Annotated in this window: 15 protein-coding genes and 1 pseudogene; 5 read left to right on the forward strand and 11 right to left on the reverse strand. The window is 68.2% G+C overall.

Going from position 1 to position 15,041, the window contains the following annotated elements; genetic code table 11:
* Positions 1–7 precede the first annotated feature (7 nt).
* From OHT51_RS42660 to OHT51_RS42700, 9 genes and pseudogenes are all read right to left on the reverse strand, one after another.
* Positions 8–1,750 (reverse strand): ATP/GTP-binding protein, encoded by a 1,743-nt coding sequence (locus OHT51_RS42660; protein WP_328884694.1) that lies wholly within the window; start codon positions 1,748–1,750, stop codon positions 8–10.
* 561 nt (positions 1,751–2,311) lie between these two features.
* Complete coding sequence (locus OHT51_RS42665) at positions 2,312–2,620, reverse strand: hypothetical protein (protein ID WP_328884695.1); 309 nt, start codon at positions 2,618–2,620, stop codon at positions 2,312–2,314.
* Positions 2,617–3,093, reverse strand: a complete 477-nt coding sequence (locus OHT51_RS42670; RefSeq protein ID WP_328884696.1) for a hypothetical protein — start codon at positions 3,091–3,093, stop codon at positions 2,617–2,619. The genes OHT51_RS42665 and OHT51_RS42670 overlap by 4 nt, the downstream gene beginning before the upstream one ends.
* 115 nt (positions 3,094–3,208) lie before the next feature.
* On the reverse strand, positions 3,209–4,969 hold the full coding sequence (locus OHT51_RS42675; protein WP_328884697.1) for a DUF2637 domain-containing protein: 1,761 nt from the start codon (positions 4,967–4,969) through the stop codon (positions 3,209–3,211).
* Positions 4,970–5,420: 451 nt separating this feature from the next.
* Positions 5,421–5,606: pseudogene (locus OHT51_RS42680) on the reverse strand (DUF5999 family protein); the annotation flags it as partial.
* 209 nt (positions 5,607–5,815) lie between these two features.
* Complete coding sequence (locus OHT51_RS42685) at positions 5,816–6,136, reverse strand: WhiB family transcriptional regulator (protein WP_328884698.1); 321 nt, start codon at positions 6,134–6,136, stop codon at positions 5,816–5,818.
* A gap of 83 nt (positions 6,137–6,219) precedes the next feature.
* Complete coding sequence (locus OHT51_RS42690) at positions 6,220–6,711, reverse strand: ATP-binding protein (RefSeq protein WP_328884699.1); 492 nt, start codon at positions 6,709–6,711, stop codon at positions 6,220–6,222.
* A 209-nt stretch (positions 6,712–6,920) separates the two neighbouring features.
* On the reverse strand, positions 6,921–7,676 hold the full coding sequence (locus tag OHT51_RS42695; RefSeq protein WP_328884700.1) for a hypothetical protein: 756 nt from the start codon (positions 7,674–7,676) through the stop codon (positions 6,921–6,923).
* A 291-nt stretch (positions 7,677–7,967) separates the two neighbouring features.
* The gene (locus tag OHT51_RS42700) at positions 7,968–8,348 is read right to left on the reverse strand and encodes a hypothetical protein (protein WP_328884701.1); all 381 of its coding nucleotides are present in this window, start codon (positions 8,346–8,348) and stop codon (positions 7,968–7,970) included.
* Positions 8,349–8,561: 213 nt separating this feature from the next.
* On the opposite strand from OHT51_RS42700, the gene OHT51_RS42705 reads away from it, so the two are divergent.
* The 5 genes from OHT51_RS42705 (at position 8,562) to OHT51_RS42720 (ending at position 12,445) form a co-directional block, all read left to right on the forward strand.
* Entirely contained in the window at positions 8,562–9,107 is a 546-nt protein-coding gene (locus tag OHT51_RS42705) for a UTRA domain-containing protein (protein ID WP_328884702.1), read from the forward strand.
* Positions 9,108–9,872: a GntR family transcriptional regulator gene (locus OHT51_RS42710; protein WP_328884703.1), complete on the forward strand. Its 765-nt coding sequence runs from the start codon at positions 9,108–9,110 to the stop codon at positions 9,870–9,872.
* Between the two features lie 321 nt (positions 9,873–10,193).
* Positions 10,194–11,204, forward strand: coding sequence for an AAA family ATPase (locus OHT51_RS42715; protein WP_328884704.1), 1,011 nt, complete (start codon positions 10,194–10,196; stop codon positions 11,202–11,204).
* Between the two features lie 15 nt (positions 11,205–11,219).
* A complete protein-coding gene (locus tag OHT51_RS43465) occupies positions 11,220–11,885 on the forward strand; it encodes a GIY-YIG nuclease family protein (RefSeq protein ID WP_443052756.1) in 666 nt (221 codons plus the stop codon).
* Positions 11,882–12,445, forward strand: coding sequence for a phosphotransferase-like protein (locus tag OHT51_RS42720; protein ID WP_328884705.1), 564 nt, complete (start codon positions 11,882–11,884; stop codon positions 12,443–12,445). The genes OHT51_RS43465 and OHT51_RS42720 overlap by 4 nt, the downstream gene beginning before the upstream one ends.
* A gap of 7 nt (positions 12,446–12,452) precedes the next feature.
* Here OHT51_RS42720 and OHT51_RS42725 read toward each other — a convergent pair whose 3' ends face one another.
* Positions 12,453–13,292, reverse strand: a complete 840-nt coding sequence (locus tag OHT51_RS42725; RefSeq protein ID WP_328884706.1) for a DUF1932 domain-containing protein — start codon at positions 13,290–13,292, stop codon at positions 12,453–12,455.
* Positions 13,293–13,296: 4 nt separating this feature from the next.
* Positions 13,297–13,950, reverse strand: a complete 654-nt coding sequence (locus tag OHT51_RS42730; RefSeq protein WP_328884707.1) for an HAD family hydrolase — start codon at positions 13,948–13,950, stop codon at positions 13,297–13,299.
* Positions 13,951–15,041 lie beyond the last annotated feature (1,091 nt).

Genomic DNA, 15,041 nt, shown 5'->3' on the forward strand with positions numbered 1-15,041 from the left:
CCTCGTCTTAGTCGTGGTGGGCGGCGGCCGACGTGTACTTCAGGCCCGCGTCTTCCTTGGCGGCCATGTCCTCGCCGTACACGCGGGCGACCATCGCGGCCGCGAGCTTGGCGGCCTGCAGGGCCAGTCCGCACTCGGTCGCGCACCGTTCGGCTTGCTGCTTCATGCGGGCCGCGGCGTCGGCCAGGTCCGAGATCAGTTCGGTGACCTCGGTGGTGACGTTGTGGTCGCCGATCAGGTCGGTGGCCATGTCCCGCAGGGCGTCGGCGACCTTGTCGAGGGCCTCCGCGAGGGCTTCGGCCCGCTCCTGGTCGGAGGCGGCCTGGATGGAGATGTTCGCCATCTCCATCAGGTACTCGTCGAACGTGATGTCCGTGCGGTGCTGGGCGGCCAAGTTGCCCGCGCCGGTCGGCCTGCTGACCTCCGAGCTGCTCACGCTGCTCCCTTCCGTGCTGATCGGTCGGCTGGTGCCGGGCCGTGCGGTGTGCCGTTCCGGCGCGGGCGGCAGTGGTCCGTCGGGGACAAGGTCCGCGTCGACGACGTCGTCCTCGCCTTTGACGTCGGTGCGCGGCGGGCGGGTGGGACGGTCGGGCCACTCCACCGTCGGGGTGGAGTCCTCCGCGCCGAACAGGCTGTCCGCCGGACGGCCGCGCCGACCGGCACGACCCGTACGGCCGCGCCCCGTACGGCCGGTGCGACCGGAGCGGCGGGTACGTCCACGCCGTCCGGCCCGGTCCGTGCCTCCTGTGCGCCGGAACCGGAACCGGCGCCGCTTCTTCGCACCGTCAGACGCCCCGTCACCGGCCGTTGAGCCGGTGCCCGGCGCATCGCCCGCCTTGCCACCCTTCGCGGCGCTGGAGGCCGCGTCCGGGCCGTCCTTGGCGGTCTTCCCCTCCTTGCCGTCGGTGCCCTTGGCCTTCGAGTCCTTGTCCTTGGTCAGGTTCACCTTCTCGGTGCCGGCCTTGGCGTCCTTGGCGCCCTTGGCGGCCTTCGCGTCGGCACGGCGCTTGTCCAAGCGGCGCTGGGCTTCCTTGCCGACGGCCTGGCCCAACGTGGTGCGGCCCGGCGTGGCCGACGCCGCGGCTTCCCGCTTCGCCTTCCGTGCCGCGTCCCGCTCCTGCCGCTTCGCGCGGCGGTCCTCCCACGCCTGCTGCCGCCGGGCGCGGGCCTGGTCGCGGTCCTTGGTCCGGTCCGCGACACCGGCGGCGTGCCCGGTGCTGCGCCGCTCCTGCCGCCCGGCCCGCCGGACCCCGGCGCGCTCCTGGCGGCCGCGAACCCGCTCGGCACGGGCGCCGGACGTCTGACTTGCGCCATCGCCCTTGGAGTTGCCGTTCCGGCCGGAGCTGCCAGAGCCCGTCTGCGAGCCTTTCGACCCGCCGGACGAACCGCTGCGCCCGGAACCGGCTGCACGGCCGCCAGAGCCCGTCTGGGAGCCCCTCGTGCCGCCCTTGCCGCCTCCGCCGCCCCCGGTCGATCCGGACCCCGAACGGCCGCTGGGGCCGCCGGAGTTGGAACCGCGCGAGCCGCCGGACCGGTTCGGCCCCGGGCTCGAGTTGTTGCGGGACGGACCGCTGCCGCCCCCGCCACGCGAAGACCCGCCCCCGCCGCCGGCCTTCGAGCGGCCCTTGTCCGCCCCCAGGCCAGAGGCGGACGACTTCGTGCGGTCGGCATCGACCTTTCCGCGCGCCGCCGCCTTGTCGCCCTTCGCTTTCATCATCGCGGCGTGGAGCTTTCCGTTCTGCTCCATCATCGCGACTTCCTGCGCGGTGCGGCCCTCCAGCAGCGCCGCCTTCCGGGCTATTTCAGCCTCACGAAAAGGCGCTTCGCTTTCATGGTTGGCCCGCTCCATTTCCAGCCGGAATTCCAACCAGTCACCGAGGCGGTCAGCGAGAGAACGAGGCTGCTCGTATTCGCCTTCCTCGTATTCATCTTCGTCTTCACCGGTTTCAGGTGCGGCAATTCCTTCGGAACGCAGCGCCATCGCCGGGTCAGGGGCAGCCGGAATCGGCGGCAGTTCTATCGTCGACTCCTCCGGACGCTCCGGGGGAGCCTCCGGAATGTCTTCCGGCGGCGGAATGGTGTCGATGAAATCCGGGATCGGCGGCAGCGCGTACGTGGAATCACCGCTCCAGGGACCGTGAACCAGGGTTCCGCCGCCGGTGTCGTCGGACTCGTCGGACACAGTGCACCTCCCTTCAGGGGGACTTGACAGACAGTGGGATCTCGTGTGCACGCGCGTGCACGTGCACGTGTGCACGCTTTACGTGCGCGAGGCCCCGCCGGAGTCCGGCGGGGCCTTCGCGGGTGACGCTCAGTTACGCGGGCCGTGCTGCTTCAGGACGGTGTCCGCGTACTGCATGAGGTGGTCGAACAGCCGCGGGTCGCCCGCCTGCCGCTTCTCCAGCACGAGCTTGAAAAGGCGGCAGACCAGCGTGAACGCGGCGATGACATCGCCGCGCCCAGCCTTGACTTCCCTGGTGATTTCGGACCGAGTAACGCGGAGCCAGAATTCCATCCGGCCGATTTCACCGCGGCTTTCGATCGCCTTGCGCTCTTCCTCCTGCAGCCATCCGTTCCGTCCTTGAATGGAGCGTTCGGCACTGCTGAGGGGGCGCGTCACGCCGACTCCCTACCGAGGTCGTAAATCGACGTGGGACCACCATATCCGGAATTCTGGTTCGGCGCACCCTGCTGCGGCGGGTGGGGGGCGGCCTGGAGGGTCGGCGGGTTCTTCTTCCGCTGCCTTTCCAGCTCCTTTTCCTTCCTGTCCTTGACCGTATTCACAACGCCCTCGTCGTGGGCGCGGCGCTTATAGGCGCTCTTTTCCAGGCCCGCGGTCAGGTTGTTCAGGTTCTTGAGCACACTCCCGAGGGCCTTTTCGACGGGCAGCGCGCGCAACCTGGCGTGGTACCAGCGGTCGCCCTCCACGTGCGTGTCGCGCAGGTGCACACGGGTCTCGGCCGCGAGGGTCTCCAGGTTCTTGCCGATGTCCAGCAGGACCCGCTGAACGTCGGCCAGGTACCGGGCAGTTGCCTCCGGGCTCTGCGCGACGTCGCGCAGAGGGGAGTAGTTCGGGTCGTTGTTGCTGTTCACGGCTGGGATTCCCTCCTGGTGTACTGGTCGGGCTGTCGACTGCTTCCGGCAGTCGCAGCGAGGGCCAGCCCACTTCCGATGGGCTGGCCCTCACTGGTGTGTGCCGGACGGTGGATCAGGGGTGGTAGCCGCCGGCGAGCAGCGTGACGGCCTCCTGGCGGTACTTCGAGGCGGTGTCCGTGGACGACACGTCGAACTCGCGCTGGACATCGGCGATCGAGATCACCCGGCACAGCTCGCGGTGGATTTCGTCGGGACCGAGGCCGACCGGCACGACGCCGGCCGCGAGCGCCAGGCGCGCGACCTTGCGGACCGCCCGCTCGCGCGGGCTCAGCTTCGCGGTGTCCTCGATTTCGACCGCGCGCCGCTCAGTTTCGGCGGCGGCGAGCCGCTTTTCGGCGGCACGGAGTTCGGTCTCGGCCTCACGCTCACGGGCGGCCTGCGTGTTGGCGCGAGCGGTCGACGTGCGCTCCTCTTCCTCCGCCGTGAGCCGGTCGGCTTCGGCGGCGAGGCGGCGCGTTTCGGCAGCGCCCCTCTCTGTTTCGGCAGCAGCCGCGTCAGCTTCGGCCGTAGCCCTCCGGGCTTCGGCGATACGCTCCGTCTCGACCGCCTGTGCCTCCGCCATGGCGACCCGGTCGGCCTCCGCCGCTTCCTTCCGCTTCTCGGCTGCCTGGCGCTCCAGTTCGGCAGTTCGAAGGTCCGCTTCGGCCTTCGCCTCACGCTCCTGGGACTCCTTGCGCTCCGCCTCCGCCTCGCGGGCACGAGCTTCGGCGATGACGGCCGTCTCCAGCGCCGCTTCCTCCCGCTCAGCTGCCCGCTCAGCGGCGCTGACCTGGGCACGAGCGTGCGCGCGGGCCTGGCCGGTCTGGCCGTCGACCTCCGCACGGACCGCCTCCACCTTGCCCTTGGCGCGCAGCCGCTCGGCTTCGGACGCCGCCTGGGCGACCTCGCTGCGCGTCTCCGCATCCAGGCGCCGCCGCTCGGCTTCCTCCTCCCGCTCCTGAGCTGCCTGTTCCTGCTCATCGGGCATGGCCAGGGCCTGGTCAACGGTGTAGCCGTACGGCGCCATCTTCATCGGCAGCAGCTCATCCTCACTCGCCTCGGAAATGTCGCCCTTGTACTTGCGCTTGAGCCACTGCTCGTAAGCGATGAGCTGCTGATCGCGGCGGGTCATCTCCGGGTAGGAAGTGACACCCCACAGCCGCATCCGGCGGAAGATCCGAGCCGTCGCGACCGGGGCGAGGACCCACCGCAGCCACGGGATCGAGTCCCGTTCGTCCTGGTCAGGCCGGACGACACGGTCGATCGAAGTGCGGCCCAGCTCCACCACCATGATGAAGAGAACCGGCACGACGCCGTGGGCACCGGCAGCTACATAGTCCAGCAGCTTCCAGGCCCCTTCCGGGGCTCCGGAGGCCGCGTTGAGGACGACAGTGGCGGCCGTCAGCAGCCACACCGGGTAGCGAATCCAGCTGATGGGACGCTTGAGCCAGGCCATCAGCAGATCGACCGCGATCATCACCATGATGCCGACGTCGACGCCGACCGCGAACAGTTGCCCCTTGCCCAGCGAGCCGAAGCGGAGCTCCTCGTGAGCGAACTCCGCGACGTGCTCGAAGGACAGGTACAAGCCGATGCCCGCGAGAGCGAGCGCGGCCACGACGATCGCTCCCGCCGTCCACTTCTGGGTGCCCGTCAGCTTCCCTGAGGGGGTCTCCGTTCCGCTTCCGCTTTCCGTCCCCGAAGCGAAGTCCGGCGCCTGCGAAACGGTGCAGGGTGTCTTCGAAACCGGCTCGGGCGTTCCCGAAACGGCGGCCGGTACAGCCGCCTCGGGGTCGGGTTCGGCCGCGGTTCGCGGCCAGTCGGTCATCGTCATGGAGGCCTCCGGAAGGGGTCGTTCAGGGTGGGCGCGAAACGGCGGGGGCCGCTCCCGAAACGCGGGCGGCTGCTCCCGAAACGGCGGTCGGCAGAGCCGAAATGGGCCCCGAGGGGCCGTTGCCTTCCCGGAGCTGACCGCGCTGAAAGGCCGGCCGCCCGCGGTGCGGGCGGCGGGTCCGGGGGAGTGCTGGGGGGCGGGCTCGAAACTGTCCGCAGCTCCCGCCATGCGGGACCGAAAGGGACTGTCCGACTCCCCGTCACCGCCCGACCCGGCCGCAGTGGTGGTAGGCGATCTGTACGAGCGGATCTGGCAGCTGTCAGGCCAATCGAGGGGGCACGGCGGTACCGGCCAGGGCCCCCGCCTTGTGCATCGCGGCCGCCGCGCTGGTCTTCCCGCTGCCGGACGTGCCCCCGATGAGCGCGTGGGCGTCCGTGAGCCGGAAGGACAGCGCCCCGTCGGTGGGGCGGTGCGGGTTGACGATCCGGCCGTCGGGGAGCAGGTCGCCGGTGTCGTCGAAGACCAGGACGCCGTTGCACAGCAGGCTCCAGCCCTGCTCCGGGTGCCTGGCCACGGCGTGGGCGGCCTCGCGGTCCGGGCTGTCGGCGGTCGGGCACTTCGGGGTGTGCGTGCACAGCGAGTCCGGCATCCGAGTGGAACCGGTGGCGGTCGTCGCGGTGTCGAGCTGGGTACTGCTGTGCATGGGCTCTCCTGCGAGGATGCAGGCCCGAGACTTTCCCGGGCTGCAGACGTGCGAAAGACCGGCCGCCCGTGGTGCGGGCGGCTGGCCTGGTAGAACAGCGTGGTGCGGGCGGGGAGTTGACTGTCGCTCCCGTACGGCGGGCGTCAGGCGGACGCGGCCGCGGCGCGCTTACGGGCCTCGCGGCGCTTGAGGGAACGGCGCTCCTTCTCGGACAGCCCGCCCCACACGCCCGCGGCCTCGCCCCGCTCCAGCGCGCCCTCAAGGCAGCTCTCGATCAGAGGGCAGCGGCGGCAGACGGCCTTGGCCTCCTCAATCTGGAGCAGCGCCAGGCCGGTGTCACCGATCGGGAAGAACAGCTCGGGGTCCTCATCGACGCAGGCGGCGCGGGGCCGCCCGATCGCGTCGGTGGAGACCGGCACGTAGGCGTGGCTGCGCACGAGGGCGACGGACACTCGCATCTTCATTTGGGCCTCCCAAAAGATCCGTGTACGAGCCAGCCCCAGGGCGGAATCCCCGGGGCCGGCTCGTGTATTGGCGGCGGACTGACCTACTTGGCGTCGATATGGCAGCGGATCTGCTTGCCGACCGGAGAGGACACGACGTCCCAGCCGGGCGCCAACATGTCCAACAGACCCAGGCCGCGCCCGGACTCCGCGTTGTCACTGTCCATCGCCACCGCACTGCGTCGCGGCAGCAGATCGGCGGCGGGGTCGTGCACGTTCACCTGGACACTGCGCCCGGTGACGTACACCTCTACGACCAAGGGCACGTGATCACCGCAGGCCCGCACGGCGTTGCCGAGCAGCTCCGAGACGAGCCACTCAGCGGTGTGGGCGGTCGCCTGGCCAGTCCCGTACGCCATCAGCACCGACACGGTCAGACCGCGCACCGTGCTGAAGGCGAACTCGGAGGCCGTGATGTGGGCGACGAAGCCACGGTCGCCGTGCTGGACGTACAGACCGGGGACGCAGACCGGAAGCACCGGCCGCTGCGAACGGCGCTGGTCCTCCATACGGGCCCGGCGCAGCATGTCGTCCATGTCCGGGCTGCTATCTCCCCGTGCACCAGGAGGCGCGGGAGATGTCATGATGAGACTCAAGGGATTTCCTCTCACGGATTGACCTGCTGAACGGCCCTGGGGCGCAATCCCGGGGCCGCTCGTTTTGGCTGGTCGTACGAGCAGCCACGGCCCCAGCCGACCCGAGGTGATCGGGTCGGCCGGGGCCGTGGTCGTTCGTGCGGGGCGGTTCAGCGCTCGAGGCGCTTGGGATGGAGCGTGGTCAGTGGAACCAGCGGGCTGCCCAGCGGAGCGTCACCAGCGGGCAGCTGCGCACGCCGGGTGTCGGTCTCGCGTACCGCAGTCTCCGTCGACGCCCACTTCATCTCCCTCAGCAGCCACGGCGCACGGCCGTCGCCCGGCTCCTCTACCTCCTGCTGCGCAACCACCCGGCCAGGCGCGTTGTAGAGCTTGTAAAGGTAGAGGCGGGCGAGCGGGTTGCCCTTGTCGCAGTGAGCATGACCAGACTCCTGGCAGACCTCGCACTGCTCGCAGTGCATCCGGAACAGCCGGAGCGCGCCGTTCGCGTCCAGGTCCGGCGCCGCGATGTGGGCGGTGGCCGGGGCTGGCGCGACCTTCGGCTTGCGCAGCACGTTGGTCGGTCGCCGGGACGACGCCTCCGTGATGGCGTCGGCCAGGAGCTCCCGCCACTCAGCGATCGTCAGGTCCAGCTTCACCTTGCGGTTGCTGCCGATGCACCGGCGCGGCTCGGCGGTGCCGGCGCGGCCGGCGTGGTGGGGGACCAGCTTCGGGTTGCGGCCATCGTGCCCGGTGATGGGGCACCAGGTCCTGCAGTTGGGGCAGACCAGGCTCTCGGTGCCGGGGAGCAGGTCGATGTCGATGGGGAGCAGCTTCGAGACGATGATGGCGGGGAGGCTGCTGACCTGTTTCGTGCGGGTCCGGGTCAGACGCTTGCGGGCCGTGGGCATCGCAGACGTGATGGTCACGCGGGATCTCCTTGCGTACGGCGGGGGAGGGGCTGCGTGGCGGTGCTCTCTCCGCCCGCCAGGCGCACGGGAGACCCGGCGTCCTGGAGGACGGACAGCGCATAGCGCTGCAACGTGCATGCAGGTGAGTCGAGAACCCGGGGGATTTGGTGGTGCATCAACCCCGGCCGCCCCGACGGGCGGACGACTTCTGCGATCTTGCAGTAGGGGACCGAGGTTCCGGCTCCCTCATCCGGCGCCGCCCGCAGGCGGTTCCGGGTGGGGGAGCCGGGTCCGAAGACCCGGCGTGTGTCAGGAAGCCAGCGGTAAAGCGACGATGCAGTCGAAAGCCGGCGCCTCAGAACCAGCGGTGGCGAGGCCGTGGGGCTCGCCGTCCGATGTAACAACCGTGACGACGCGGCCGACCGAGGCCGCCGGGGAGGTCTGCTCGCGAACCACGCGACGGACCGCGTCGGCGAGCCAGAGTGGAATATCCCTCTCCATCCCAGCCTCGGTGGTGATCTCCAGCGAGCCCAACGCCTCCGCCCACGCCATGAGGGCCAGCTGAGGACCGCGCTGGTAGTCCACCGGGGACAGCAGCTCGTTCACGAACGCCAGCAGCGGCCGCTCGAACCTCGCGTACGTAGTCAGTGGCGCGGCCGCGATGCTGGGAGAGATCGGAGAGACGTACATACGGGTGGTGCTCCTCTCGGAGGTGGGCGAGGCGAGGCTGTGCGTTCGCGCAGGCCAAGTCGGCACTTCCCTGGCGGCGCGTTCCTTCGAGGGCCGCTCACGCAACCATAAGGGCATACGCCTTAAGGCCACAAGCCCTAAGGTTATCCATGCTGGGCGAAGTAGTACGGCACTAAGGTTGCGGCAGGTCAGGAAGGACCGAGGGGATACAACATGGGCAGCAAGGACGCCTGGATTGGTGATGCTCAGCCGTACCTCACAGCACGTCAGGCGGGGGAGCCTGACGCGTGGAGCGCGGAAGCAGCAGCACGGGGTCGACGGGGCAGCCAGCGACTGCTCGCGGTCGAAGAGGTCGACCCCCCAGGCCCGGTGCGAGACTTCCTCGGCGTTGGACCCGACGAGAAGGTCGTGGTACGTCAGCGGTTGATTCTGCTGGATGACAAGCCGGTCGAGTTGGCTTACTCCTACTACCCGGCCCGTGTCGCACATGGCACCCGCCTTGCCGGGCGCGGCAGGATTCCAGGGGGCGCAGTCACGCTGCTGACCGAACTCGGCTTCACCCCTGAAGACGAACCGCTCGAAGACGTTTCCGCAGCCACAGCCAGCTCCGGACAATGCGCAGCGTTGAACCTGCCACCAGGTACGCCCGTGCTGATTCTGACCCGATTCACGGCATCTACCAGCGGAGAGCCGATCGAAGTCAGCGTCATGACCATGACCCGACACATCCAGTACCGACAGAGGAAGCAGGCCAGCTGAATGGCTAGATCGTTCGAGGACAAGCGGTCGGCCCACCAGAAGATCGCTGCCACATTGCGCAGGCAGATCACCCGGGGCGACCTGGCGCCCGGAGCAAAGCTTGCTTCGACACCAGCTCTGATGGAGCAGTACGGCGTCGCGGGTACCACCGTGCAGAAGGCCCTGCTCATGTTGAAGGACGAGGACCTGCTGGTCGGCCATCCGGGAAAGGGCGTGTTCGTCAAAGGCGGCACCCAGCAGGCCGTCTCGCCAGCCGTCTACATGCCGCCAGCAGGAGCCGGCGAGCCCTACCGTTGGATCACGGAGGCAACGAAGCAGTCGCAGCGTGGCTCGACGAAGCTCCTTGATGTAGGAGCCGTCGCGCCACCCCACGAGGTGGCGATGACCCTCGGCCTTGGCGAGGGAGAGCGCGCGCTCCTGCGCAAGCAGATCCTCCTGCTCGACGATGAACCTACGGAACTCACCTGCTCGTACTACCCCCTCGATCTTGCTGAGGGAACCGCGATGATGGACCGCAGGAAGATCAGAGGTGGCACGCCAACTCTCTTGAATGAGCTGGGCTATCCACCCCGCGCCTTCGTGGACGAGGTCTCCTCGGAGATCCCAACGGAGGAAGAGGTTGTAGCCCTTGAGCTCCCAAAGGACATGCCCGTGATGCTCACCTTCCGGGTCGTGTACTCCGACGGTGATCGACCGATCGAGGTGTCTCTCCTGACGAAGGCAGCACACAAGTACCGCATGAGATACCGGCTCCTCGTCACATGACGACATCCGCGCGAGCACCCCGGCTTCACTGATGTGGCCAGCCTCCCACCCCACCCCCTTAAGTGAATAAGCCTTAAGGGGGTACGCTGCCACCAGGCTCTGCGGCAACGTCTCGACATCGCGTCCACTGATCACGTGCACCCCTCGGACCTGTTTGTCTTGTGGGGCCCATCACACTCGCTGGGGAGGCTGAGCAACATCACGGATCGCTCGTCACTTCTGTGAACGAGTTCTTCAACGCGTTTTCAACGACTAACTACACATGGATTTTCGGAGCCCATACCTAGGCTCCGGGGTATGAGGCTTACGGAGGATCAAGGGGTGGGACGGAAGCGCGCCGGGTGGCGTCCGGATAAGTTGCGTGAGCATCGCGAGGCGCACGGGCTGACCCTGGAGGATGCCGGTGAGCGGCTCCGACTCCTCGCTGAGGAGTCAGGGCTGGAAGTTCCGGCGGCGAACCCTCAGACGCTGAGCATGCACGAGACGGGAGAGAGCTATCCCGGTCCTCCGTACAGGCGGGTCTACTGCCTGCTGTACCGAGCCACGGAGCCGTCGTTGGGTTTCCGGCCGGCGCTTCCGGGCGAGGAAACAGCGCAGTTTGAGGTCACACCGTTGCCAGAGCAGCGCAACGGCTCCCACGTCATCGCGGTAGAGCGGGCGTTGACGCGGATCGCAGACGGTGGTGGATTCGACAGCTACGGGTGGCAGCAGCGAGTGATGGAGGCCTGGAAGCGTCGCCGCACCGGTGGCGATCCACACAAGCCGTGCGTGGTGCTGGTCGGCGGGTTCGCTGGTTCGGGGAAGACGGAGTTCGCTCGATTCCTGACGCAGCTAACGGGCTGGCCGCTAGTCGATAAGGATCCTCTGACCAGGCCGCTGGTGGAGCCGCTACTCACAGCATTGGGTGCACAGCCGCATGACCGGCACACTCAGATCTATCGGGAGAAGGTACGGCCGGCCGAGTACGCGGCGCTGATGCAGGTCGTCTACGCGAACGTGGCGTGCGGCATCAGCTCAGTCGTAACAGCTCCGTTCATCGCGGAGCTCACCGACGAGGAGTGGATGCAACGGCTGATCAACAGGTGCGCCGCTCAGGGCGTGGACGTCGCGCCGATCTGGGTGCGTTGCGATGTGGAGTCGATGCACGAGTACATCTCGGCCCGTGGCGCTGCGCGTGACACCTGGAAGCTGGAGCGATGGAACGAGTATCTGAAGACGATTGATCTCGATCTGCGGCCGGCCGTGCCACACCTGGTGGTTGACAACCGCCTGGGTTCGGCGATCTCGCTCGCCGATCAAGCTCGCCAGGCAATTGGAGCTGTGTCCCGTTGATCCTCTGGAGCGGAAATGACGACCTTCCTCTATGCCATCAGCTCCTCGGACCAGCCTGCGCCCGTAAAGATCGGGAAGACCGGAAACGTCGAAAAACGGCTGCGCCAGTTACAAACTGCGTCGCCGTTTCCCTTACGTGTGTGGTGGAGCCGGGAAACAGCTGACCCGGACCTTGAGGCCAAGCTGCATCGCCACTTCGCCGACAAGCGCATGTCAGGTGAGTGGTTTCAATTCGACGAAGCCAACTGGCTTCATCAGGTCGACGAGGCTGCCGACAATCTTGAGGAGCGGCAGGCCATCCCTCAGCAGACTGGGCAGCCTGAACACGGGAGAGTTCAGCCATACGCTTCTCCGTTCCCATTCGTGACACACGCCCACCGGCCCCCTAGCGAGGTTCCCGAGCACTCATGGGAGGGCGCGGCGACAGATGGCCGGTGCAGCTGTGGGCACCCCATGGCCCTACATGCTGGTTCTTGGCCCTACGTCTGCTGTTCCACGAACACCGGATGGGGTTGTCACGACAACTGTGAGTGCAGAGCCTTCCGTAGCGATGTCAGCTGGTCGATGGGAGCTTGGCTTGCACTCGCGTCTGAGTGCCCCCGATGCCAGGCGGCTCTGCAGAAGGATCCGAATGCTGAGTTGTGGTCGACTAAGGACGAAAGAAAGCTGAGCACGTCATGAGCCAGGGCCTGATCCTCTATGGGCCGCCAGCCTCGGGCAAGGACACGATCACGGCGGCACTCGCCGAACTGAGCGGGCGATATAGGCAGTTCGCGCGGCTCAAGGTGGGCTCGGGAAAGTCCACTGGCTACCGGATGGGCACTGCCGAGCAGCTGCTTGAGCTGGAGTCCGCGGGCGACGTCATCTACGCAAACCGGCGGTACGGCAACTCGTACGCTATCGACCGCCCCGGGCTCGACGCGGCCTTCGCGGCCGGAGTTCCGGTCGTGCACCTCGGGCAAGTCGACGGTGTCCGCGCCCTGGTTGACGGTTATCCGGCCGACTGGGCGTTGGTGCTGCTGTGGTGCTCGCGGGAAGTGACCGCGCGGCGGTCCGTGGGCCGGGGCGACAACGACACTGCCGCCCGTCTGGTGGCGTGGAAGGCAACCCGCGAGGACCTGGAGGCGCACCCAGAGATGGTCTGGGATCTCACGGTGGACACCTCGGCGACGTCGCCGGAGGAGTCGGCGCGGCTCATCGACGAGCTGCTGGTGCAGCGGGCGGAGGCGTCGACGGGATGAGCGTGGGTTACGGCTGGGCGAGTCGCTCCAGGGCGTCGGTGAGTGTGAGCTCGCGGTCGTCCTTGACGTCGTGCCACCGGGCCAGCGTGGTCGCGGCCGCGCGCAGCATCTCCGGCGGGAGGCCGGCGGCCGCGAGCGCGTCGGCGGCCTCTTCCAGCTCCGGGCCCCAGCGCCAGGCGCGGGCCGCCGTCTTGGCCACGTACTGCGGCTCGGACAGGTATGAGTCGGTGCGCCGGGAGGCGACCTCGATGAGCTCCTGGTCAACGCCGTGCTCGCGCGCCATACCGACCGCGAGCGCCACCAGGACCCGCGACGTCTTCTGGAAGCTGGCGTACGCCAGCTTCAAGGCGGAAGCCTTCCCGATCTCCGTGCCGAGCGCTCTCGTTTGCACTGCGGTGTCCGCGAACAGCGCCTCGATCCGCTCGGTCGCGGCGACCGGGCCGGACAGGTACAGCACCGGGCTCTTGCCGTGTATGGGCGGGGAGCCGACGACGCCGCCGTCCACGATGGTCGCGGCGGGTTCGAGCAGTCCGGCGATCCGCGTCGTCCGCTCGGGGTTGATGGCGTTCGCCTCCAGGTACACGCCGTCGAAGCGGTGCGCGGCGACATCGTGGGCCAGGTCCTCGGCAGCGGCCGGCGGGCAGAGACTGATGACGATGTCGCTGTGTTCTAGCAGCTCGGTCAGCGTGGCTACCGGCGTCAGGCCGAACTGTTCGGCGCGCGCCGTGGACGCTGCGCTGCGCCCTGCTGAGCACCACACGACCGCGGCTGCGTTGGCCCTTGCGCAGGCAGCGATGGCGGCGCCCATGCTGCCGGGGTGGAGGATGCCGACGACTGGCTGGTCCACGGTGCTATTCCGGGTTCTCGTTGAGCAGGATGTTGATGGCGTCGGTGACGTCGTCGACGGTGTGGTGGGCGGCGGGAAGTCCGTCGGGCCAGGGGAGGCCTCTCAGCCAGATGGTGCGGAGTCCGGCCTGGTGGCCGCCGCCGATGTCCGCGGAGGGGTTGTCCCCGATCATCCAGCCGCCTATGGAGAGGTCCAGGCCGCATTGCGCGGCGGCGGCTTCGAAGAGGCGTCGGTTGGGTTTGCGTACGTCGAGGTCCCCGGAGACCGCGACGCCGTCGACCAGCTCGACAATGCCGGTGGCGGTAATTTTGGCGCGCTGGGTGTCGGCGGATCCGTTGGTGGCGATGCCGATCGTCCATGCTGCGGCGCGGAGTTCAGCCAGTCCCTCGAGGACTTCGGGACGGCAGGTGACGGCGGCCGCGATCAGGTCGACGTACTCCTGCCACAGTTCCGTGGCGGGTTCGTCCAGGTGGAAGACGGTGCGCAGTTGGGCGAAGTCGCTCGGGTTCGCGCGGTCCGCCAGTTGGGCGAGGAGCCATTGTTCGACGGAGGGGTCGAAGCCGTGTGCTCGGCACAGGCCGGCCACGGCCTCGCTGTAGGCCGCCTGCCGGTCGACCAGAGTGCCATCCAGATCGAAGAGGGCCAGTCGCTGTTGCACGTCGGCGAGCCTATCGGCGGTGCCGCGCGGTCTGTTTCAGTGCCCGTTCTGCGGACGGATTGGCGCTGTTGCCGCCCGGGTGGCGGGAGCCGTGGGCAGGTTCGTGCCCGCCTGGCGGGCTTGGCGGAGGTGTTCGTGCGAACCCTCTTGGATTCCGGGCCGATTCCTGTTCGGATCATGGGCACTGGCCGTGAGATCGGCGCAGTTGATCCTTTGTAAGCACGAATTCAGCAGGAGGGTGTTGGGTTGTGATGGGCCGTCAGTGGTCGTCTGGCTTTGCGACACGTGTGCCCCGGGGGCTCGGGGCTCCGGTACGAAGGAGTATCGTGTGTCCGAGCTTGATCAACAGAAAAATGGCCCCCACGACCTTCAGCAAGTCGAGGGGGCGGGCCACTGGACCTTGTAGGAGGGGTCCGCGGCCTGCCGACCACCCTTTCCTTTTCAGCGAGTCAAAGGTGATCGACATGCATCAGGGTACCCGTACCCTGCCCCAGTCACACAGCACCCCGCCGTGGTGCCAGCAGCGCATGAGCGACCGCTGGCCCTTCGACGGGGCGTTTGTGCTGTCCGAGCGCACCCCGGTTCACCCCTCGGGTGAGGGGGTCGGGATGACGTAGGTCTCCGGGGGCGGCGCCTGCATCGCAGGACTTCTGGCCGCCCCGGGCGTGGCTTCCGGTGATTGCCCGTCACCAGTCCCAGCGCCCATCTGCTCTCCGCGAGGCTTGCCGGCCTCTTGGAGGAGCTGCTCGCCCCGGTTGCCGCCGGCTGCGAGCGGTTCGATCTCGGTTCTCGCCAGAACCCGAAGCACCGCCTTCACAGGAGGGGCTTCGTTATGCCCGCCTTCAAAGAGGGAGGCGTCGTCATTCTGCACGACTGCTCCGGTTTTTGCCAGCCCACATACACCCGTTTTACCCCCGTTTGGGAGTCTCTGAAGTCACGTCTTGACCGATTTCACAGCCCGATTCGCCCCGTAAGTCCCGCCGTTCAGCAGGGCTGTTGCTTGTTTCGGGCGACTGCGCAACCGGGAACCCTTGTCCGTCCAGTCAGCGCCCATGCCTCTGTCGCTGTCCTCGGGGCTCTGTCCACAGGCC

Source organism: Streptomyces sp. NBC_00299 (assembly GCF_036173045.1).
Taxonomy (GTDB): Bacteria; Actinomycetota; Actinomycetes; order Streptomycetales; family Streptomycetaceae; genus Streptomyces; species Streptomyces machairae.